Origin of the sequence: Streptomyces sp. NPDC102451, assembly GCF_044765485.1 — a bacterium.
In the GTDB taxonomy this organism is placed as follows: Bacteria; Actinomycetota; Actinomycetes; order Streptomycetales; family Streptomycetaceae; genus Streptomyces.
Map to the genome: position 1 here is coordinate 769,538 of NZ_JBIWKD010000001.1, position 20,330 is coordinate 789,867.

General features: G+C 70.3%; 20 protein-coding genes. 12 read left to right on the forward strand and 8 right to left on the reverse strand.

Going from position 1 to position 20,330, the window contains the following annotated elements; translation table 11 throughout:
* Positions 1–90 precede the first annotated feature (90 nt).
* The 6 genes from secG (at position 91) to ACIRD8_RS03635 (ending at position 5,128) form a co-directional block, all read left to right on the forward strand.
* Complete coding sequence (gene secG, locus ACIRD8_RS03610; protein WP_014156893.1) at positions 91–327, forward strand: preprotein translocase subunit SecG; 237 nt, start codon at positions 91–93, stop codon at positions 325–327.
* A 109-nt stretch (positions 328–436) separates the two neighbouring features.
* On the forward strand, positions 437–772 hold the full coding sequence (locus ACIRD8_RS03615; protein WP_403985536.1) for an RNA polymerase-binding protein RbpA: 336 nt from the start codon (positions 437–439) through the stop codon (positions 770–772).
* 172 nt (positions 773–944) lie between these two features.
* Positions 945–2,597, forward strand: a complete 1,653-nt coding sequence (gene pgi, locus ACIRD8_RS03620; RefSeq protein WP_403985538.1) for a glucose-6-phosphate isomerase — start codon at positions 945–947, stop codon at positions 2,595–2,597.
* A 3-nt stretch (positions 2,598–2,600) separates the two neighbouring features.
* Positions 2,601–3,104 carry a PH domain-containing protein gene (locus ACIRD8_RS03625; protein WP_403985540.1) on the forward strand — a complete coding sequence of 168 codons (504 nt, stop codon included), beginning with the start codon at positions 2,601–2,603 and terminating at the stop codon, positions 3,102–3,104.
* On the forward strand, positions 3,101–4,633 hold the full coding sequence (locus ACIRD8_RS03630; protein WP_403985542.1) for a PH domain-containing protein: 1,533 nt from the start codon (positions 3,101–3,103) through the stop codon (positions 4,631–4,633). The genes ACIRD8_RS03625 and ACIRD8_RS03630 overlap by 4 nt, the downstream gene beginning before the upstream one ends.
* 48 nt (positions 4,634–4,681) lie before the next feature.
* Positions 4,682–5,128, forward strand: coding sequence for a hypothetical protein (locus ACIRD8_RS03635; protein WP_403985544.1), 447 nt, complete (start codon positions 4,682–4,684; stop codon positions 5,126–5,128).
* Positions 5,129–5,213: 85 nt separating this feature from the next.
* On the opposite strand, the gene pgl is transcribed toward ACIRD8_RS03635, so the two are convergent.
* Genes pgl through tkt form a run of 5 tightly spaced genes read right to left on the reverse strand, consistent with a single transcriptional unit; the run spans position 5,214 to position 11,799 of the window.
* The gene (pgl, locus tag ACIRD8_RS03640; RefSeq protein ID WP_403985546.1) at positions 5,214–5,996 is read right to left on the reverse strand and encodes a 6-phosphogluconolactonase; all 783 of its coding nucleotides are present in this window, start codon (positions 5,994–5,996) and stop codon (positions 5,214–5,216) included.
* The gene (gene opcA, locus ACIRD8_RS03645; RefSeq protein WP_403985547.1) at positions 5,993–7,024 is read right to left on the reverse strand and encodes a glucose-6-phosphate dehydrogenase assembly protein OpcA; all 1,032 of its coding nucleotides are present in this window, start codon (positions 7,022–7,024) and stop codon (positions 5,993–5,995) included. Before opcA ends, pgl begins: the two co-directional genes overlap by 4 nt.
* The gene (gene zwf, locus ACIRD8_RS03650) at positions 7,021–8,553 is read right to left on the reverse strand and encodes a glucose-6-phosphate dehydrogenase (protein ID WP_403985549.1); all 1,533 of its coding nucleotides are present in this window, start codon (positions 8,551–8,553) and stop codon (positions 7,021–7,023) included. Before zwf ends, opcA begins: the two co-directional genes overlap by 4 nt.
* A 5-nt stretch (positions 8,554–8,558) precedes the next feature.
* On the reverse strand, positions 8,559–9,677 hold the full coding sequence (gene tal / locus ACIRD8_RS03655) for a transaldolase (protein WP_403985551.1): 1,119 nt from the start codon (positions 9,675–9,677) through the stop codon (positions 8,559–8,561).
* A gap of 34 nt (positions 9,678–9,711) precedes the next feature.
* Positions 9,712–11,799: a transketolase gene (gene tkt / locus ACIRD8_RS03660; protein ID WP_403985553.1), complete on the reverse strand. Its 2,088-nt coding sequence runs from the start codon at positions 11,797–11,799 to the stop codon at positions 9,712–9,714.
* Between the two features lie 285 nt (positions 11,800–12,084).
* On the opposite strand from tkt, the gene ACIRD8_RS03665 reads away from it, so the two are divergent.
* Together ACIRD8_RS03665 and ACIRD8_RS03670 are read left to right on the forward strand one after the other, a co-directional pair.
* Positions 12,085–13,038, forward strand: coding sequence for a heme o synthase (locus tag ACIRD8_RS03665; protein ID WP_403985555.1), 954 nt, complete (start codon positions 12,085–12,087; stop codon positions 13,036–13,038).
* A 100-nt stretch (positions 13,039–13,138) separates the two neighbouring features.
* Positions 13,139–13,510, forward strand: coding sequence for a hypothetical protein (locus ACIRD8_RS03670; RefSeq protein ID WP_403985557.1), 372 nt, complete (start codon positions 13,139–13,141; stop codon positions 13,508–13,510).
* A 99-nt stretch (positions 13,511–13,609) separates the two neighbouring features.
* Here ACIRD8_RS03670 and ACIRD8_RS03675 read toward each other — a convergent pair whose 3' ends face one another.
* The 3 genes from ACIRD8_RS03675 to ACIRD8_RS03685 all read right to left on the reverse strand — a co-directional run bounded on the left by ACIRD8_RS03675 (position 13,610) and on the right by ACIRD8_RS03685 (position 16,362).
* Entirely contained in the window at positions 13,610–14,593 is a 984-nt protein-coding gene (locus tag ACIRD8_RS03675) for a heme A synthase (RefSeq protein ID WP_403985559.1), read from the reverse strand.
* 78 nt (positions 14,594–14,671) lie between these two features.
* Positions 14,672–15,439 carry an ABC transporter permease gene (locus ACIRD8_RS03680; protein WP_393387686.1) on the reverse strand — a complete coding sequence of 256 codons (768 nt, stop codon included), beginning with the start codon at positions 15,437–15,439 and terminating at the stop codon, positions 14,672–14,674.
* Complete coding sequence (locus ACIRD8_RS03685) at positions 15,436–16,362, reverse strand: ABC transporter ATP-binding protein (protein WP_403985561.1); 927 nt, start codon at positions 16,360–16,362, stop codon at positions 15,436–15,438. The genes ACIRD8_RS03680 and ACIRD8_RS03685 overlap by 4 nt, the downstream gene beginning before the upstream one ends.
* 234 nt (positions 16,363–16,596) lie before the next feature.
* On the opposite strand from ACIRD8_RS03685, the gene ACIRD8_RS03690 reads away from it, so the two are divergent.
* The 4 genes from ACIRD8_RS03690 to ACIRD8_RS03705 are packed head-to-tail and all read left to right on the forward strand — an operon-like array spanning position 16,597 to position 20,323.
* The gene (locus ACIRD8_RS03690) at positions 16,597–17,346 is read left to right on the forward strand and encodes a helix-turn-helix transcriptional regulator (RefSeq protein ID WP_403985563.1); all 750 of its coding nucleotides are present in this window, start codon (positions 16,597–16,599) and stop codon (positions 17,344–17,346) included.
* The gene (sufB, locus tag ACIRD8_RS03695; protein ID WP_033303094.1) at positions 17,343–18,764 is read left to right on the forward strand and encodes a Fe-S cluster assembly protein SufB; all 1,422 of its coding nucleotides are present in this window, start codon (positions 17,343–17,345) and stop codon (positions 18,762–18,764) included. Before ACIRD8_RS03690 ends, sufB begins: the two co-directional genes overlap by 4 nt.
* A 60-nt stretch (positions 18,765–18,824) precedes the next feature.
* Entirely contained in the window at positions 18,825–20,006 is a 1,182-nt protein-coding gene (gene sufD / locus ACIRD8_RS03700) for a Fe-S cluster assembly protein SufD (RefSeq protein WP_382994545.1), read from the forward strand.
* Entirely contained in the window at positions 20,006–20,323 is a 318-nt protein-coding gene (locus tag ACIRD8_RS03705; protein WP_018555702.1) for a bifunctional 3-phenylpropionate/cinnamic acid dioxygenase ferredoxin subunit, read from the forward strand. Before sufD ends, ACIRD8_RS03705 begins: the two co-directional genes overlap by 1 nt.
* Positions 20,324–20,330 lie beyond the last annotated feature (7 nt).

Sequence of the window (20,330 nt, forward strand, 5' to 3'; positions counted from 1 at the left end):
GTACCCTTGCGGGGGCCGAGGGGGGTCTACCCCCGGGCCCCCGCTGTTCGTACATGCAGTCCTAGGAATTCCGGAAAGTAGGGACCAGCCGTGGTTTTGGCGTTCGAGATCGCCCTGATCGTCTTCAGCCTGCTGCTGATGCTGCTGGTGCTGATGCACAAGGGAAAGGGCGGCGGCCTTTCCGACATGTTCGGTGGTGGAATGCAGTCCTCCGTGGGTGGCTCGTCGGTCGCCGAACGGAACCTCGACCGCATCACCGTCGTGGTCGGTCTGGCATGGTTCGCGTGCATTGTCGTCCTTGCTCTGCTCATCAAGCTGGACAGCTGACCCGTCGTTCGCGATTCCCGGTGACGGTGTAACTCCTTTCACTGGACGCGCGTTGGGCCTTACGTAGACTGGGGCATCTTCGAGCACCATCACGCAGGGAGTTACGACCGTGGCAAGTGGCAACGCGATCCGGGGAAGCCGGGTCGGAGCGGGGCCGATGGGGGAGGCCGAGCGCGGCGAGTCCGCGCCACGCGCCCGCATCTCCTTCTGGTGCTCGAACGGGCACGAGACGCAGCCGAGCTTCGCCCATGACGCGCAGGTACCGGAGACCTGGGACTGCCCGCGCTGCGGCTTCCCGGCCGGACAGGACAAGGACAGCCCGCCGGCCCCGCCGCGCACCGAGCCGTACAAGACGCACCTGGCGTACGTGCGCGAGCGGCGCAGTGACGCGGACGGCGAGGCGATCCTCGCCGAAGCCCTCGCGAAACTCCGCGGCGAGATCTAGAAGCCTCTCGTTCGGACCCGACTTTTCACCGGCCGGTCACCCCCTGGGTGCCCGGCCGGAATCCGTATGCCGTTCACCGGCTCACCGATGCCCCGTCGCACCCCCCTGATCAATTAGGTTGGAGGGGCAGCGGGGAAGGTTGCAGGTACGAGAGAAGTGGGCGATTTCCGGGATGAACGCACAAAGCCGAGCCAAGCTCAACCAGATGCCCGAGTGGACGGCTCTCGGTAAGCACCGTGAGGAGTTCGGGGGGACGCATCTGCGGCGGCTGTTCGCCGATGCGCCGGACCGGGGGAAGCAGTACACCCTCCGGGTCGGCGACCTCCACATCGACTACTCCAAGCACCTGGTCACCGACGGGACGCTGCGGCTGCTGCGCGAGCTCGCCGCAGCCACGGACGTGGCCGGGCTGCGGGACGCGATGTTCCGCGGCGAGAAGATCAACACGACCGAGGACCGCGCCGTCCTGCACACCGCGCTCCGCGCCCCGCGGGGTGCCGTGATCGAGGTCGACGGCGAGAACGTGGTGCCCGCCGTGCACGCCGTCCTCGACAGGATGGCCGCCTTCTCCGACCGGGTCAGGGCGGGGGAGTGGACCGGCCACACCGGCAAGCCGATCAAGAACATCGTCAACATCGGCATCGGCGGTTCCGACCTCGGCCCCGCCATGGCGTACGAGGTGCTGCGCTCCTTCACGGACCGCTCGCTGACCGTCCGCTTCGTGTCGAACGTCGACGGCGCGGACCTCCACGAGGCGGTGCAGGGCCTCGACCCGGCCGAGACGCTCTTCATCGTCGCGTCCAAGACGTTCACGACGATCGAGACCATCACCAATGCCACCTCGGCCCGCGACTGGCTGCTCACCGAGCTGAGGGCCGGTCAGGAAGCCGTCGCCAAGCACTTCGTGGCGCTGTCGACCAACGCGGAGAAGGTCGCGGACTTCGGCATCGACACGGCCAACATGTTCGAGTTCTGGGACTGGGTCGGAGGCCGGTACTCCTTCGACTCGGCGATCGGCCTGTCGCTGATGATCGCCATCGGGCCCGACCGGTTCCGCGAGATGCTCGACGGCTTCCACCTCGTCGACGAGCACTTCCGCACCGCCCCCGCGGAGGAGAACGCCCCTCTGCTGCTGGGCCTCCTGGGCATCTGGTACGGCGAGTTCTTCGACGCCCAGTCGCACGCGGTGCTGCCCTACAGCCACTATCTGTCCAAGTTCACCGCGTACCTGCAGCAGCTGGACATGGAGTCCAACGGCAAGTCCGTGGACCGGGACGGCAATCCGGTGGAGTGGGAGACCGGCCCGGTCGTCTGGGGCACCCCCGGCACCAACGGGCAGCACGCCTACTACCAGTTGATCCATCAGGGTACGAAGATCATCCCGGCCGACTTCATCGGCTTCGCCGCACCGGTCCAGGACCTGCTGCCCGGGCTGATCGCCCAGCACGACCTGCTGATGGCGAACTTCTTCGCCCAGACCCAGGCCCTCGCCTTCGGCAAGACGCCCGAGGAGGTCCGCGCGGAGGGCGTGCCCGAGGAGCTCGTGCCGCACAAGACGTTCCGCGGCAACCACCCGACGACCACGATCCTCGCGGACCGTCTCACCCCGTCGGTGCTCGGCCAGCTGATCGCGCTGTACGAGCACAAGGTCTTCGTCCAGGGCGCCGTCTGGAACATCGACTCCTTCGACCAGTGGGGCGTCGAGCTCGGCAAGGTCCTCGCCAAGAAGATCGAGCCGGTCCTCACCGAGGGCACCGGCGGCGAGCAGCTGGACAGCTCCACCGCCGCGCTCGTCTCGACGTACCGCTCGCTGCGGGGCCGCTGAGCGATGACCACGGGGGAGGGGACGGTACGGCTCAGGCCGCCGCGCAACCGGCCGGACCGCGGTGCCGTGGGGTGGTGGCGGGCCCAGTGGCTGCTGCTGACGGCGGCCCCGGTGGCGGTCCTGGGCATCCTCGGGGCGTTCATCGCCCCGGCCAGGTTCTGGCTGTGGACGCCCGCCGCCGTGCTGGCGGTCGCAGGACTGTCCTGCGCCGTCCTCTTCCCCCTCTGGTGGTTCCGCACCCACCGCTGGGAGGTCACCGACGAGGCGGTCTACGTACGGACCGGGGTCTTCCTGCGGGAGTGGCGGATCGCGCCGATGTCACGCATCCAGACCGTGGACACCGTGCGCGGCCCCCTTGAGCAGCTCTTCGGGCTGGCCACGGTCACCGTCACCACCGCCTCCGCCAAGGGCGCGGTGAGGATCGAGGGCCTCGGCCACGAGACGGCCGCCGACCTCGCCGAGCGGCTCACCCGGATCACCCAGGACACGCCAGGTGACGCGACATGAGCACCGCCGCCGACGAGACCGGCCCCCCGTGGCGGCGGATCCACCGGCGTACGGTCCTCGTCACCGCGCTCGTCACGGCGGGGGTGGCCGTGGGCGCCGCCGTCCCGGCCGTGGCGGGGCTGTCCGGGCGGCTGGGCTATCCGGCGGCCATCGGCTGGGCCCTGGCCGGAGCCGCCCTTCTGATCGGCTGTGCCACAGCCGGTGACTACGTACGCTGGCGGCGCACCCGCTACCGCGTCGGCGGCGAACGGGTCGAGCTGCACACCGGTCTCCTGCTGGTCAAACGGCGCTCCCTGGCCCGCGAGCGGATCCGCAGCGTCGATCTGACCGCCCACCCGCTGCAACGGATACTCGGGTTGGTCACGGTCCGTATCGGCACCGGTGAGCAGACCGGCGGCGAGTCCACGCTGGAACTCGACCCCGTCACCCGCGCCGAGGGCGAGCGGCTGCGCCGCGAACTCCTCGACCGCGCCGGCCAGGAGGCCCCGGGAACGCACCGCGACGGCGAGCTGGCCAGGCTCGACCCCCGCTGGATCCGCTACGCGCCCGTCTCCTTCGTCGCCCCCGCGCTCGGCGGCGCGGCGGTCGGCGGTGTCCTGCAGATCAGCGAGTGGGTCGGCGCGCAGGGCGAGGTGATCGACTGGGTCGCCGACCGCTTCCGGGACACCCCGCTGGTCTGGGCGATCACCGTCCTGGCCGTGGCGGCGCTGGTCGCGGGCGTCGCCGGGGCGCTCGGCCTCTGGGTCGAGATGTGGTGGAACTACCGCCTGGAGCGTGAACCGGGCGGAACCCTGCGGGTGCGGCGCGGGCTGCTGACCTCCCGTTCGCTGTCCGTCGAGGAGCGGCGGCTGCGCGGGGTGGACCTGGTGGAGCCCCTGGGCGTACGGCTGGCCGGCGCGGCCCGGGTGGACGCCATCACCACGGGCCTGGCGAAGGACGAGGAGTCCCAGGGGGCCGACCACGACACCCTGCTGCCGGCCGCGCCCCGGCCCTTCGCCGACGCGATAGCCGCCGAGGTGCTGCGGGAGCCCGTCGCGCCGACCGGTGCCCCGCTCGCACCGCACCCGCCCGCCGCCCGGGGCCGGCGGCTGCGCCGGGCCGTCACGGCGGTCCTCGCCCCTGTACTGGTCCTGACGGTCCTGGGTGCCCTGCTGACGCCCGTCCTGCTGTGGATCGCCCTCGGCTGCGCCGTCGTGGGCCTGCCCCTCGCCGTGGCGCTCGCCCTCGACGCCTACCGGTCGCTCGGGCACACGCTGAGCGGCGCGTACCTCGTGACCCGCTCCGGGACGCTCCGGCGCTCCACGGCGGCCCTGCAGCGGAACGGCGTGATCGGCTGGACCGTGCGGCAGTCCTGGTTCCAGCGCCGCGCCGGGCTGCTGAGCGTCACCGCCACGACGGCCGCCGGAGGCGGCGCCTACACCGCGCACGACACCGACGCCTCGGAGGGCCTGACCTTCGCCGCGGAGGCCGTCCCCGGCCTGCTGGAGCCGTTCCTGGTGCGGGGTGAGTACACCCGCGTACGGGAGTGAGTACGCCACCCTGTTCCCCGAGGGCCGCTCGGAGGGTTTCATGCTCGTATGGCGACTCCAGATCCCTTCAACCGGCAGCCGGCACCCGGTGGTTCCGCCGGCCCCGGCGGCTTCCCGCCGCAGAACCCGGCGGCGTTCCGTGCCGGTGCCTCCCCGGGTCCTTCCGACCGCGACCCCCATGGCTGGGTGGCGCCGCTCGTCGCGACCCTCTCGCTGGTGCTGCTCGCCCCGGTCGCGTTCCTCCTCGGCTCGCTCGTCCATGTCAACCGCGGGAGTTGCGGCACCCGCGGTTGCTCCCAGGAGCTGGAGCGGAGCCTGTCCGCGATCGACGCCGTGGCCGTCTTCGGCACGGCTCTCACCGTGGTGGCCCTGATCACCGCATGGTCGCTGCCCCGGCTGCGCCGCTGGACGACGCTGCGCCTCTGGTGCGCGATCGCCTCGATGGCACCGTCGGTGGCGGTGTTGCTCCTGGTGTTCGAGACGCCGTCCCGCTGACACACCCGGGCCCGCCCATGGCGCCCGCATGCAGGAGGCCGGCCCCGCTCCTCCACGGAGCGGGACCGGCCTCTGTGCTGCTCGCCTACGCCGAGGCGGGCGGATACAGCGCGCGCGGCAGCCGGGAGGCGGCCGGGGCGTCCAGCAGCCACAGCGTGCGGCTGCGGCCGTAGGCCCCCGCCGCCGGTGCCTGGATCTCCCCGGCCCCGGACAGCGCGATCTCCGCCGCCTCCGCCTTGTCCTCACCCGCGGCCAGCAGCCACACCTCGCGCGCCGCCCGGATGGCGGGCAGCGTGAGCGAGACACGGGTGGGCGGCGGCTTCGGGGCACCGTGCACACCGACGACGGTGCGCTCGGTCTCCCGCACCGCGGGCAGCTCCGGGAAGAGCGACGCGACATGCGTGTCCGGGCCGACGCCCAGCATCAGCACGTCGAACGTCGGTACGGGCCCATGGTCCTCCGGGCCCGCCGCGGCGGCGAGCTCCGCCGCGTACCCCGCGGCCGCGGAGTCGGCGTCGTTGCCGTACGGCCCGTCCGACGCGGGCATCGCGTGGACCCGCGCGGGGTCCAGCTCCACCCTGTCCAGCAGGGCCTCACGGGCCTGCGTGACATTGCGCTCCGGATCGCCCTCGGGCAGGAACCGCTCGTCGCCCCACCACAGATCGAGGCGCGACCAGTCGATCGCGTCCCGGGCGGGCGAGCCGGCGAGCGCGGCCAGCAGGCCGTTGCCGTTGCGTCCGCCGGTGAGGACCACCGAGGCGGAACCGCGGGCGGCCTGGGCGTCTACGATCTTCGTGATCAGCCGGGCCGCCGCGGCCTGGGCCATCAGCTCCTTGTCGCGGTGCACGACGAGCTGCGGAGCACTCACTTCGACGCCGCCTTCTTGGCCGCCGCCTTCTTCGCGGCAGGCGCGGCCGAGCCGGCCGGCTCCGCCCGCTTCTGCCCCGTACCGACGGACGACGCCTCGGTGGGACCGCCGAGGCGCTCCACGCCGAACTTCACCGTCGCCTCGTAGATGTTGTCCGGGTCCAGACGGCGCAGCTCCTCCGCGAGGAGCTCGGCGGTCTCCCGCCGCTTCAGCGCGACCGCACGGTCCGGCTGCCCGGCCATGCAGAGCGTCGCCAGCGAACCGTCGGGCCGGTCCAGGACGATCACGCCGTTCTTGGTCTCCAGCCGCACCGCCGTCAGACCGGGACCGCCGGAGAGCGTCCGCTCGACCGGGACCCCGAGCCGGTCCGCGAGCCACATCGCGAGCAGCTCGCAGCTCGGGTTGTCGGACTCGCCCTCGACCGTCGCCGAGACGACCTGCGCGGGCTGCTGGTCGAGCGCGGCCGCCAGCATCGAGCGCCACGGGGTGATGCGGGTCCAGGCCAGGTCCGTGTCCCCGGGCCGGTACGTCGCCGCCCGCACCGACAGCTCGTCGAGCGGGTGCTCGGCGGAGTAGGTGTCGGTGATACGGCGCTGGGCGAGCGCGCCCAGCGGGTCCTTGGCCGGATCCGCCGGAGCGTCCTCCGGCCACCACGCCACCACCGGGGCGTCCGGCAGCAGCAGCGGCAGGACCACGGACTGGGCGTGGTTGGCCAGTTCACCGTGCAGACGCAGGACGACGGTCTCACCCGAGCCCGCGTCGGAGCCGACCCGGATCTCGGCGTCGAGCCGGGCGTCGCGGCGCGCACGCGGCGAACGGCTGACCCTCTTGATCACCACGATGATCCGCGAGGGGTGCTCGCGCGAGGAGTCGTTCGCCGCCTTGAGGGCGTCGTAGGCGTTCTCCTCGTCCGTGACGATGACCAGGGTGAGGACCATGCCGACGGCGGGGGAGCCGATGTCCCGGCGGGCCGAGATGAGGGCCTGGTTGATCTTGCTGGACGTGGTTTCCGTGAGATCGATCTTCATGGCCGGCGCCAGCTCCGTCCGTCGCGTGCGAGCATGTCGTCGGCCTCGGCCGGACCCCAGGTGCCGGCCGCGTACTGGGCGGGCTTGCCGTGCTTGTCCCAGTACTCCTCGATCGGGTCGAGGATGTTCCAGGAGAGCTCGACCTCCTGGTGGCGCGGGAAGAGGTTCGCGTCGCCGAGCAGGACATCGAGGATGAGCCGCTCGTACGCCTCCGGGCTGGACTCCGTGAAGGACTCGCCGTACGCGAAGTCCATCGTGACGTCCCGCACCTCCATGGACGTGCCGGGCACCTTGGAGCCGAACCGGACCGTGACCCCCTCGTCCGGCTGCACCCGGATGACCAGGGCGTTGCCGCCGAGCTCCTCCGTCGCACCGGACTCGAAGGGCAGATACGGGGCGCGCTTGAAGACGACCGCGATCTCGGTGACCCGGCGGCCGAGGCGCTTGCCGGTACGGAGGTAGAACGGGACGCCCGCCCAGCGGCGGTTGTTGATCGTCAGCTTGATCGCGGCGAAGGTGTCGGTCTTCGACTTGGGGTCGATGCCCTCCTCCTCGAGGTAGCCGGGCACCTCCTCCCCGCCCTGCCACGCGTGCGTGTACTGACCGCGCACCGTGTGACTGCCGAGGTCCTCGGGCAGCTCCACCGCCGTGAGCACCTTCAGCTTCTCGGCGACCAGGGCCTTGGGGTGGAAGGAGCCGGGCTCCTCCATCGCCGTCAGCGCCAGCAGCTGGAGCAGGTGGTTCTGGATGACGTCACGGGCCGCGCCGATGCCGTCGTAGTAACCGGCCCGGCCGCCGATGCCGATGTCCTCGGCCATCGTGATCTGGACGTGGTCGACGTACGACCTGTTCCAGATCGGCTCCCACATCGTGTTGGCGAAGCGCAGCGCCAGGATGTTCTGGACCGTCTCCTTGCCGAGGTAGTGGTCGATGCGGAAGACCTCGTTCGGCGGGAAGACGTCGTGCACGAGGTGGTTGAGCTCCTGCGCGCTCTCCAGGTCGTGGCCGAACGGCTTCTCGATGACGGCCCGTCGCCAGCTGCCTTCCTTCTGGTCGGCCAGCCCGTGCTTCTTGAGCTGCTGGACGACCTTGGGGAAGAACTTCGGCGGCACGGACAGGTAGAAGGCGAAGTTGCCGCCCGTGCCCTGCGCCTTGTCGAGTTCCTCGATCGTCGCCCTGAGGGTCTCGAACGCGACGTCGTCGTCGAAGTTGCCCTGGACGAAGCGCATGCCCTGGCTGAGCTGCTGCCAGACCTCTTCGCGGAACGGGGTGCGGGAATGCTCTTTCACGGCGTCGTGGACGACCTGGGCGAAGTCTTCGTCCTCCCAGTCGCGGCGCGCGAAGCCGATGAGCGAGAAGCCCGGCGGCAGCAGGCCGCGATTGGCCAGGTCGTAGACGGCGGGCATCAGCTTTTTACGGGACAAATCGCCCGTGACGCCAAAGATCACCAGGCCCGACGGCCCCGCGATGCGCGGGAGCCGTCGGTCCTGGGCGTCACGGAGCGGGTTGGCTCCGGGAACACCAGACAAGGTGGTCAGCCCTCCGAAGGAGCGAGGCGCTCGAGCTCGGCCTCGGTCGACTTGAGCAGGTCGTTCCAGGCGGCCTCGAACTTGTCGACGCCCTCGTCCTCCAGCAGCTGGACGACGTCGTCGTAGCTGACCCCGAGCTTCTTGACGGCGTCGAGGTCGGCACGTGCCTGGTCGTAGCCACCGGCGACGGTGTTGCCGGTGATGTCGCCGTGGTCGGCCACGGCCTCCAGGGTCGCCTCCGGCATGGTGTTCACCGTGTTGGGGGCGACGAGGTCGTCGACGTACAGGGTGTCCTTGAGGGACGGGTCCTTCACGCCGGTGGAGGCCCACAGCGGGCGCTGCTTGTTGGCGTGCGCCTTGTCGAGGGCGGTCCAGCGGTCGCCCGCGAAGACCTCCTCGTACGCCTCGTAGGCGAGGCGGGCGTTGGCGAGGGCGGACTTGCCCTTCGCGGCCTTCGCCTCGTCGCTGCCGACCGCGTCCAGGCGCTTGTCGATCTCGGTGTCCACGCGGGACACGAAGAACGAGGCGACCGAGTGGATCTTGGAGAGGTCCAGGCCCGCGGCCTTCGCCTTCTCCAGGCCCGCCAGGTAGGCGTCCATGACCTCGCGGTAGCGCTCCAGGGAGAAGATCAGGGTCACGTTGACGCTGATGCCCCGCCCGATGGTCTCCGTGATCGCCGGCAGGCCGGCCTTCGTCGCCGGGATCTTGATGAGCGTGTTCGGCCGGTCCACCAGCCAGGCCAGCTGCTTGGCCTCGGCGACCGTGGCCAGGGTGTTGTGCGCCAGGCGCGGGTCGACCTCGATGGAGACCCGGCCGTCCTGACCGTCCGTCGCGTCGAAGACCGGACGCAGGATGTCGGCGGCGTCACGGACGTCCGCCGTGGTGATCATCCGAATGGCTTCCTCGACGGTGACCTTGCGGGCCGCGAGGTCGGTGAGCTGCTGCTCGTAACCGTCGCCCGAGGAGATCGCCTTCTGGAAGATCGACGGGTTGGTCGTGACACCCACGACGTGGCTCTGGTCGATCAGCTCGGCCAGGTTGCCGGACGTGATCCGCTTGCGCGACAGGTCGTCCAGCCAGATCGCCACGCCCTCGTCGGAGAGGCGCTTGAGTGCGTCTGTCATGAGAATTGCATCTCCTACTAGTCGTATAACCGCGTCAGCGCGCAGCGGAGGCGAGAGATTCCCGGGCGGCTTCCACCACGTGCGCGGCGGTGAAGCCGAACTCGCGGAAGAGGACCTTGGCGTCCGCCGACGCACCGAAGTGCTCCAGCGAGACGATCCGGCCCGCGTCGCCCACATACCGGTACCAGGTGAGGCCGATACCCGCTTCGACGGCGACCCGGGCCTTCACGGACGGCGGAAGCACGCTGTCCTTGTACGCCTGGTCCTGCTCCTCGAACCACTCGACACACGGCATCGAGACCACACGGGTCGGCACACCGGCCGCCTGGAGCTCGTCGCGGGCCTCGACGGCCAGCTGGACCTCGGAGCCCGTGGCGATCAGAACGGCCTGCGCGTCGCCGCCCTCGGCGTCGAAGAGCACGTAACCGCCCTTGGCGGCGTTCTCGTTCGCCGCGTAGGTGGGCAGGCCCTGGCGGGACAGCGCCAGACCGTGCGGGGCGCTCTTCCCGTAGTCCTTCTTGCCGCGCTTGAGGATCTCGCGCCAGGCGATCGCCGTCTCGTTGGCGTCCGCCGGGCGGACGACGTTGAGGCCGGGGATCGCGCGCAGCGAGGCGATGTGCTCGACCGGCTGGTGCGTCGGGCCGTCCTCGCCGAGGCCGATCGAGTCGTGCGTCCACACGTACGTCACCGGGAGGTGCATCAGCGCGGAGAGGCGCACGGCGTTGCGCATGTAGTCGGAGAACACCAGGAAGGTGCCGCCGTAGATGCGGGTGTTGCCGTGCAGCGCGATGCCGTTCATGGCCGCGGCCATGGAGTGCTCGCGGATGCCGAAGTGGATCGTCCGGCCGTACGGGTCGGCCTCGGGCAGCGGGTTGCCGGCCGGGAGGAACGACGACGTCTTGTCGATCGTGGTGTTGTTCGAGCCCGCGAGGTCGGCGGAGCCGCCCCACAGCTCGGGGATGACACCGCCGAGCGCCTGGAGGACCTTGCCGGAGGCGGCACGCGTGGCGACCCCGTGGCCGGCCTCGAAGACCGGGAGCTCGTTCTCCCAGCCCTCGGGCAGCTCGCCCGCGGCGATGCGGTCGAAGTCGGCGGCGCGCTCCGGGTTCGCGGTGTGCCAGGCGGCGAAGGACTTCTCCCACTCGGCCTTGGCCTCGCGGCCGCGGTCCAGCGCCTCACGGGTGTGCGCGATGACCTCGTCGGAGACCTCGAAGGTCTTCTCCGGGTCGAAGCCGAGCACCCGCTTCGTGGCCGCGATCTCGTCGTCGCCGAGCGCCGAGCCGTGCGCGGCCTCGGTGTTCTGGGCGTTCGGGGCGGGCCAGGCGATGATCGAGCGGGCCGCGATGAACGACGGGCGCTCCGTCTCGGCCTTGGCGGCCTGCAGCGCGCGGTACAGACCCTCGGGGTCCAGGTCGCCGCTGGGCAGCTGGTCCACACGCTGGACGTGCCAGCCGTAGGACTCGTAGCGCTTCAGGGTGTCCTCGGAGACCGCGGTCTCCGTGTCGCCCTCGATCGAGATGTGGTTGTCGTCCCACAGCAGCACCAGGTTGCCGAGCTTCTGGTGGCCCGCCAGCGAGGACGCCTCGGCCGAGATGCCCTCCTGGAGGCAGCCGTCACCGGCGATGACCCAGATGGTGTGGTCGAACGGGGAGGTGCCGGCGGCCGCCTGCGGGTCGAAGAGACCGCGCTCGTAACGGGCGGCCATCGCCATGCCCACGGCGTTGGCGACACCCTGGCCCAGCGGGCCGGTCGTCGTCTCGACACCCGTGGTGTGGCCGTACTCCGGGTGGCCCGGCGTCTTGGAGCCCCAGGTGCGGAACGCCTTGAGGTCGTCCAGCTCCAGGCCGTATCCGGCCAGGTAGAGCTGGATGTACAGCGTCAGGCTGGAGTGGCCCGCGGACAGCACGAACCGGTCGCGTCCGGTCCAGTCCGCGTCCGCCGGGTCATGGCGCATCACCTTCTGGAAGAGGGTGTACGCGGCAGGAGCGAGGCTCATCGCCGTACCCGGGTGGCCGTTTCCGACTTTCTGTACGGCGTCCGCGGCGAGGACGCGGACGGTGTCCACGGCCCGCTGGTCCAATTCGGTCCACTGGAGGTCTGTGGTGGTCGGCTTGGTGCTCACCCTGAGTCAGGGCTCCTCTCCACTGTTGTAAACCGGTGACTGGTTACCGCACCGGGCATTGTCGAGCCTACCCCCGTCCCAAGGCCGTACTTCTGCCCTTTCCACAGTGCGGGCGACCTGCGGAGTTCGCCTCCCGTATGAGCGCCGTCGTTCACTTCTGCGCCACCCCAACACGACCCCACCCCCGCGAAGAGCGGCGTATGCCCAACGTCTACAGTGGTCTGGTTCGCGCAAGTCTTTACTGGGCCTTCACGCCCGGAGCTTGCTGGGATTTCTCTGTCAGGGGTGTGCGTGACGGCCGTCGAGTCCCGACCCGCAGGGGTCGCCTTGACTCCGAGCCCAGGGGGCCATCGCCCGTCCGGGGCCCGCATCAAGGCATTCGTGGCTCTTACCAAGCCGCGCATCATCGAGCTTCTGTTGATCACCACCGTTCCGGTGATGTTCCTCGCCGCTCAGGGCGTGCCCGATCTTTGGCTCGTAGTAACCACCACCATCGGCGGATATCTCTCCGCGGGCGGTGCCAATGCGCTCAACATGTATATCGACCGTGACATCGACGCGCTGATGGACCGTACGTCCCAGCGCCCGCTGGTCACGGGCATGGTGAGCCCCAGGGAGTGCCTCGCCTTCGGAATCGCCCTCGCGGTGATTTCCACCGTGTGGTTCGGACTGCTGGTCAACTGGCTCTCGGCAGCCCTCGCGCTCGGCGCACTTCTGTTCTACGTCGTCGTCTACACGATGCTGCTCAAGCGCCGCACCTCGCAGAACATCGTCTGGGGCGGAATCGCGGGCTGCATGCCGGTGCTCATCGGCTGGTCCGCCGTGACCAATTCGATGAGCTGGGCCGCGGTCATCCTTTTCGCCGTGATCTTCTTCTGGACGCCGCCGCACTACTGGCCGCTGTCGATGAAGGTCAAGGAGGACTACGCCCGGGTCGGCGTCCCGATGCTCCCGGTCGTCGCCTCCAACCAGGTGGTGGCCCGCCAGATCGTCGTCTACAGCTGGGTGATGGTCGGCGTCTCGCTGCTCCTCACTCCTCTGGGCTACACGGGCTGGTTCTACACGGCCGTCGCCCTGCTCACCGGCGGCTTCTGGCTCTGGGAGGCGCACGGCCTGCAGAACCGGGCGAAGGCGGGGGTCACGGGCACCAAACTCAAGGAGATGCGGCTGTTCCACTGGTCCATCACCTATGTCTCGCTCCTCTTCGTCGCCGTCGCCGTGGACCCCTTCCTGAGGTAGTCCCGCACGCACCTGAGCTCCGCCGACGGGCGGGGGACGTGGCCGATGCCACGCCCCCCGCCCGTCGCCAGTCGATCTACCCGTCGGTAGCATCCTGTCCATGGCAGAGACCGCAGAGCCCCAGACGCAGCAGACGGACGACAGCAAGCACGCGGCCCGCGCGGAGCGCAGGGCCACGAAGCTCGCCAAGCAGATCGGCGCCTTCGCCAAGGCGCACGGCGGCGCCGAGGGGCAGCTCGCCCACCTCGGCCAGATGGGCACCCGCATCGTGCTGGTCGGCGAGGACGGCGGCTGGGGCGACCTCGTCGCCCCCTCCCACGCCGTCGCCGAGAGCGCCACGCAGAAGGCGGGCATCACGGTCCACGAGGACTTCGACGGCGAGTTCGCGGCCAAGGTCCGCACCGGCCCGTACGAGTGGTCCCGGATGGCGGGAATCCAGGTCGGCGGCCCCTCCAACGACAACAAGGGCTGAGACGCCCGGGCCCCGGACCGGGGCCGTAGGGGAACGGCGACGGCCCCCGTCCGAGAAGGACGGGGGCCGTCGCCGTGGTACCGGGGGAGCGGCTTCCGCTCAGCGCGCGGCGGCGTGCTCCGGCAGGTCTCCGGCCACCGCCGGGGCGGGGACGGCGGTGTCGGCCACCGGACGCTCGCGCAGTGACAGCAGCAGGCGCAGCACGGCGATCCACAGCAGGGCCGAGCCGAACATGTGGAGGCCGACCAGGATCTCCGGTACGTCGTTGAAGTACTGGACGTATCCGATGCCGCCCTGCGCCACCAGGACGATCAGCAGGTCACGGGCGCGGGCCCTCGTGTCCACGGGGGCATCCACGACACGCAGGGCGAAGAACATCGCGACGGCCAGGGCGCAGACGACCCAGGCGGCGATGGCGTGCACATGGGCGGCGGCGCTCCAGTCCCACGGCATGCGCGGTACGTCGCTGCTGTCGCCGGCGTGCTTGCCGGAGCCCGTCACGGTGGTGCCGAGCGCGATCAGGACGACCGTGGTGACGACGATGGCCCAGGACAGCTGCCGCACCGGGCGCGGGGCGCGCGGCCGCGGCGGCCCGTCACCCTCGCCGATCCGCACCCAGGTGAGCACGGCCACCGTGAGCAGGCAGTTGGCGAGCAGGAAGTGCCCGGCCACCGACCACGGGTTGAGGCCGGCCCAGACCGTGATCCCGCCGATGACGGCGTTCCCCATCACCAGCCAGAACTGCGACCACGCCAGGCGGGTGAGACCGCGCCGGCGGGGCTTCAGGGAACGTGCCGCGATGATCGCCCAGCCGACCGCGGCCGACAGGACGTAGGTGAGCATCCGGTTGCCGAACTCGATCGCGCCGTGCAGTCCCTGCTCGGGCGTCGCGAAGAGGCTGTCGTCGGTGCACTTGGGCCAGGTGTCGCAGCCCAGACCGGAACCGGTCAGCCGGACCGCGCCGCCGGTGATGATGATGAAAACGCTCATCACCACCGCGGCGAGTGCGGCGCGCTTGGCCGTCCTCACCGACGGAGTCCAGCGCTTGGCGATGTAGGAGAGGGGGGTTTCCACGCGCACCATCGTAAGGAACGGCTTGTGCATGTTTTCACGAGGGGTGGGCATTCCGGGTGGGCCCGGACATCCGCGGTGGCCGGGCGGTCACTCCCAGCGGAAGAAGCGGGCCGCCGCGCCCAGTCCCAGGACCGCCCAGACGGCCAGGACCGCCGCGTCGCCCCAGGGCATCGCCGCGCCGTGCTGGAGGACGTCCCTGAGCCCGTCGGAGAGCGCCGAGATCGGCAGCAGGCCCAGCACCGACTGCGCGGCGTCCGGGAACTTGTCCAGCGGCACGATGACGCCGCCGCCCACCAGCAGGAGCAGGAAGACCAGGTTGGCCGCGGCGAGCGTCGCCTCGGCCTTCAGCGTCCCCGCCATCAGCAGCCCCAGCCCGGAGAAGGCCACGGTGCCCAGCACCAGGAGCAGCAGCACGGCGAACGGGTTCCCCTCGGGCGACCAGCCCAGGGCGAAGGCGATCACCGTCAGCAGGACGATCTGCAGCACCTCCGTGACCAGCACCGAGAGCGTCTTCGCCGTCATCAGGCCCCAGCGGGGCAGGGGAGAGGCCCCCAGCCGCTTGAGCACCCCGTAACGGCGCTCGAAGCCGGTCGCGATGGCCTGGCCCGTGAAGGCCGTGGACATCACCGCGAGGGCGAGGACGCCGGGCGCCAGGAAGTCGACCGGTTCACCCGCGCCGGTGTCGACGATGTCGACCGCGCTGAACAGCACGAGCAGCAGGGTGGGGATGACCACCGTGAGCAGCAGCTGCTCACCGTTGCGCAGGAGCATCCGCGTCTCCAGCGCGGCCTGCGCGGCGATCATGCGGGGCAGCGGGGCGGCGCCGGGGCGCGGGGTGTACGTACCGGCGCTCATGCGCGCAGCTCCTTGCCGGTCAGTTCGAGGAAGACGTCCTCCAGGGTGTGCCGCTCCACCGCGATGCCGTCCGGCATCACGCCGTGCTGGGCGCACCAGGAGGTGACGGTGGCCAGCAGCTCCGGGTCGATCCGGCCGGTGATGCGGTAGGCGCCGGTGGTGAGCTCGGCCGCCTCGCTGCCGTCGGGCAGCGCCTTCAGCAGCGAGCCGAGGTCCAGGCCGGGGCGGCCGGTGAAGCGCAGGGTGTTCTCGGCGCCGCCGCGGCACAGCTGCTCCGGGCTGCCCTGCGCTATGACCCGCCCTGCGTCGATGACGGCGACGTCGTCGGCGAGCTCCTCGGCCTCGTCCATGAAGTGGGTGGTGAGCACGACCGACACGCCGTCGGTGCGCAGCTCCCGGATCAGGTCCCACGTCGAGCGGCGGGCCTGCGGGTCGAGACCGGCCGTCGGCTCGTCCAGGAAGACCAGCTCGGGGCGGCCCACGACGGCCATCGCCAGCGCGAGGCGCTGCTGCTGCCCGCCGGAGAGCCTGCGGTAGGTGGTCCGGCCGCAGCTGCCGAGCCCCAGACGCTCGACGAGCGCGCCGACGTCCAGCGGATGGGCGTGGAGCTTCGCCATGTGGTGCAGCATCTCCTCGGCCCGGGCGCCGGAGTAGACGCCGCCGGACTGCAGCATCACTCCGATGCGGGGGCGGAGCGCCGCGGCGTCCGCGACCGGGTCGAGACCGAGGACCCGCACGGTCCCCCCGTCCGGCCGGCGGTAGCCCTCGCAGCTCTCGATCGTGGTGGTCTTGCCGGCGCCGTTGGGGCCGAGGACCGCGGTCACGGCGCCCGCCGCGACCTCCAGGTCGAGGCCGTCGACCGCGGCTTTGGTGCCGTACCGCTTGACAAGGCCCCTGGCCTGTACGACGGGCTCGCTGCTCATGGCGGGCAAGTCTAGGCTGGCCGGTGAGGGGTCCGGCGCGCCGGGTTCCTCGCCGGTCCCGCGGGCCTTCCCGGCTGCCCGGCCACCGGCCGGCCCGGAGAGCGCCCACCTGCGCCGGCCTGCTGTGATCGTCATTTCCGCAGGTCAACTTAGGTCTACCTAAGTGATGAAGGGCACCGTGCCCGGTCCTGAGGCGGGTTGTCACGCCCGAAGGAATTACGCAACAATGGCGTTGTGAAATACGTTGGCGAGGCTCCTCAGGAGGAACTCGCGACCGGTGAGCGCCCGACGCGCAACCGGGTCGCGCGCTCCATCCTGGACCATGGCCCGTCCACCGTCGCCGACCTGGCGAAGCGCGTCGGTCTCACCCAGGCCGCCGTCCGTCGCCATTTGGACGCACTCGTCTCCGACGATGTGGTCGAGGCCCGCGAACAGCGGGTCTACGGAGCGCGGACCCGTGGCCGTCCGGCCAAGGTGTTCGCCCTCACCGACTGCGGCCGGGACGCATTCGACCAGTCCTACGACAAGCTCGCCGCCGACGCGCTGCGCTGGATCGCCGACACAGCGGGGGACGAGGCGCTCGTCGCCTTCGCCCGCGCCCGGATGGCCGCCCAGTCCGAGAAATACCGCGCGGTGATCGAGGCCGCGGACCCGGAGGCACGCACCGAGGCCCTGGCCAGGGCCTTGTCCGCCGACGGGTACGCTGCTACGGCGCGCAGCGCGCCGGGCCGTCAGCAGGGCGAACAGCTCTGCCAGCACCACTGCCCGGTAGCGCACGTAGCCGAGCAGTTCCCGCAGCTGTGCGAGGCGGAGACGGAATTCTTCTCCAGCCTGCTCGGGACCCATGTGCAGCGTCTCGCCACCCTCGCCCACGGGGACGGTGTGTGCACGACGTTCGTTCCGCGCAGCAGCCCCACGGCACCACAGGCTTCACAGACCACTCATTCAGCATCTGCAAGTACGGCCGGGAGGAACCCCGCATGACGCTCCCTACGGAGACTGCCCACCCTGAGCTCGAAGGCCTGGGCACGTACGAATTCGGCTGGGCCGACTCCGACGCGGCAGGCGCGGCGGCGAAGCGCGGCCTGTCCGAAGCTGTCGTCCGCGACATCTCGGAGAAGAAGAACGAACCGGAGTGGATGCTGAAGCTCCGGCTCAAGGGCCTGAAGCTGTTCGGCAAGAAGCCCATGCCGAACTGGGGCTCGGACCTGTCGGGCATCGACTTCGACAACATCAAGTACTTCGTGCGGTCCACGGAGAAGCAGGCGGAGTCCTGGGAGGACCTGCCCGAGGACATCAAGAACACGTACGACAAGCTCGGCATCCCCGAGGCGGAGAAGCAGCGCCTGGTCGCCGGTGTCGCCGCGCAGTACGAGTCCGAGGTGGTCTACCACCAGATCAACGAGGAGCTCGAGGCGCAGGGTGTCATCTTCATGGACACCGACACCGCGCTCAAGGAGCACCCGGAGCTCTTCAAGGAGTACTTCGGCACCGTCATCCCCGTCGGTGACAACAAGTTCGCCTCGCTGAACTCCGCCGTGTGGTCCGGTGGCTCCTTCATCTACGTGCCGAAGGGCGTGCACGTCGAGATCCCGCTCCAGGCCTACTTCCGTATCAACACGGAGAACATGGGCCAGTTCGAGCGGACGCTGATCATCGTCGACGAGGACGCCTACGTCCACTACGTCGAGGGCTGCACCGCGCCGATCTACTCCTCGGACTCGCTGCACTCCGCGGTCGTCGAGATCATCGTGAAGAAGGGCGGCCGCTGCCGCTACACGACCATCCAGAACTGGTCGAACAACGTCTACAACCTGGTCACCAAGCGCGCCGTGGCGTACGAGGGCGCGACCATGGAGTGGGTCGACGGCAACATCGGCTCCAAGGTCACCATGAAGTACCCGGCCGTCTACCTGATGGGCGAGCACGCCAAGGGCGAGACCCTGTCCATCGCCTTCGCGGGCGAGGGCCAGCACCAGGACGCCGGCGCCAAGATGGTCCACATGGCACCGAACACCTCCTCCAACATCGTCTCCAAGTCGGTGGCGCGAGGCGGTGGCCGCACCTCCTACCGCGGTCTCATCGAGATCGGCGAGGGTGCGCCGGGAGCCAAGTCCAACGTGCTGTGCGACGCGCTGCTCGTGGACACCATCTCCCGCTCCGACACCTACCCGTACGTCGACGTCCGCGAGGACGACGTGTCGATGGGTCACGAGGCGACCGTCTCCAAGGTCTCCGAGGACCAGCTCTTCTACCTGATGAGCCGCGGCATGACCGAGTTCGAGGCCATGGCGATGATCGTGCGCGGCTTCGTCGAGCCGATCGCCAAGGAGCTGCCCATGGAGTACGCCCTGGAGCTCAACCGGCTGATCGAGCTGCAGATGGAGGGCTCGGTCGGCTAGTACGCCGGCCGACCGCGTCCCGAAGAGATCTTGACTGAGAAAGCGAGCACTACGACAGCCATGGCTGAGGCTCAGATTTCCCCGGTGGGCTCCACCACCGCCGGTTCCATCGCGGTGGCGGCCGAGTCCACCGTCGCCACGCGCATGAGCGCGCCCCCGTCCTTCGACGTCGCGGACTTCCCGGTCCCGCACGGCCGGGAGGAGGAATGGCGGTTCACCCCGCTGGAGCGGCTGCGCGGTCTGCACGACGGCACCGCGGTCGCCACCGGCGACGGGGTCAAGGTCGTCGTCGAGGCGCCCTCCGGCGTCACGGTCGAGACCGTCGGCCGCGACGACGCCCGCATCGGCAAGGCGGGCACCCCGGTGGACCGCGTCGCCGCCCAGGCGTACTCGTCCTTCCAGCACGCCTCGGTCGTCACGGTCGCCAAGGAGGCCGTGCTCAGCGAGCCGGTCCGGATCACCGTGCACGGCGAGGGCGGTGTGGCCTACGGCCACCAGGTCATCGAGCTGGGCGCCTTCGCCGAGGCCGTCGTCGTCATCGACCACACCGGTGACGCCGTGCTCGCGGCCAACGTCGACTACGTCCTGGGCGACGGCGCCAAGCTGACCGTCGTGTCCGTGCAGGACTGGGACGACACGGCCGTCCACGTCGGCCAGCACAACGCGCTGGTCGGCCGCGACGCCTCCTTCAAGTCGATCATCGTGACGTTCGGCGGGGACCTCGTCCGCCTTCACCCCCGCGTCGCGTACGCGGCCCCGGGCGGCGAGGCCGAGCTCTTCGGCCTGTACTTCACCGACAAGGGCCAGCACCAGGAGCACCGTCTCCTGGTCGACCACAACACCCCGCACTGCAAGTCCAACGCGGTGTACAAGGGTGCGCTCCAGGGCGACGGCGCCCACGCCGTCTGGATCGGCGACGTGCTCATCCAGGCCGCGGCCGAGGGCACCGACACCTACGAGATGAACCGCAACCTGGTTCTCACCGACGGTGCCCGTGTCGACTCCGTACCGAACCTGGAGATCGAGACCGGCGAGATCGTCGGTGCCGGCCACGCCTCGGCGACCGGCCGCTTCGACGACGAGCAGCTGTTCTACCTGCAGTCCCGCGGTATCCCGGCCGAGGAGGCCCGCCGGCTCGTCGTGCGCGGCTTCTTCGCCGAGCTGGTCCAGCAGATCGGTCTGCCGGATGTCGAAGCCCGGCTCCTCGACAAGATCGAGGCCGAGCTGAAGGCGTCGGTCTGATGGCCTTCGTCAAAGCCTGTGCGCTGAGCGAGCTGGAGGACGACACCCCGAAGCGGGTGGAGCTCGACGGCACGCCGGTATCCGTCGTCCGCACCGAGGGGGAGGTGTTCGCGATCAACGACATCTGCTCGCACGCGAACGTCTCGCTCTCGGAGGGCGAGGTGGAGGACTGCTCGATCGAGTGCTGGCTGCACGGATCGAGCTTCGACCTCCGCACCGGCAAGCCGTCCGGTCTTCCCGCGACGCGCCCCGTCCCCGTATACCCCGTAAAGATCGAAGGGGACGATGTGCTCGTCTCCGTCACCCAGGAGTCCTGAGTCACCC

Bases quoted from the DNA above. Each gene is read 5' to 3' on its own strand.
- pgi (WP_403985538.1), top strand. From the start codon at position 945: ATGAACGCACAAAGCCGAGCCAAGCTCAACCAGATGCCCGAGTGGACG.
- ACIRD8_RS03625 (WP_403985540.1), top strand. From the start codon at position 2,601: ATGACCACGGGGGAGGGGACGGTACGGCTCAGGCCGCCGCGCAACCGG.
- ACIRD8_RS03630 (WP_403985542.1), top strand. From the start codon at position 3,101: ATGAGCACCGCCGCCGACGAGACCGGCCCCCCGTGGCGGCGGATCCAC.
- ACIRD8_RS03635 (WP_403985544.1), top strand. From the start codon at position 4,682: ATGGCGACTCCAGATCCCTTCAACCGGCAGCCGGCACCCGGTGGTTCC.
- opcA (WP_403985547.1), bottom strand. From the start codon at position 7,024: ATGAAGATCGATCTCACGGAAACCACGTCCAGCAAGATCAACCAGGCC.
- tal (WP_403985551.1), bottom strand. From the start codon at position 9,677: ATGACAGACGCACTCAAGCGCCTCTCCGACGAGGGCGTGGCGATCTGG.
- ACIRD8_RS03670 (WP_403985557.1), top strand. From the start codon at position 13,139: ATGGCAGAGACCGCAGAGCCCCAGACGCAGCAGACGGACGACAGCAAG.
- ACIRD8_RS03675 (WP_403985559.1), bottom strand. From the start codon at position 14,593: ATGGTGCGCGTGGAAACCCCCCTCTCCTACATCGCCAAGCGCTGGACT.
- ACIRD8_RS03680 (WP_393387686.1), bottom strand. From the start codon at position 15,439: ATGAGCGCCGGTACGTACACCCCGCGCCCCGGCGCCGCCCCGCTGCCC.
- ACIRD8_RS03685 (WP_403985561.1), bottom strand. From the start codon at position 16,362: ATGAGCAGCGAGCCCGTCGTACAGGCCAGGGGCCTTGTCAAGCGGTAC.
- sufB (WP_033303094.1), top strand. From the start codon at position 17,343: ATGACGCTCCCTACGGAGACTGCCCACCCTGAGCTCGAAGGCCTGGGC.
- sufD (WP_382994545.1), top strand. From the start codon at position 18,825: ATGGCTGAGGCTCAGATTTCCCCGGTGGGCTCCACCACCGCCGGTTCC.
- ACIRD8_RS03705 (WP_018555702.1), top strand. From the start codon at position 20,006: ATGGCCTTCGTCAAAGCCTGTGCGCTGAGCGAGCTGGAGGACGACACC.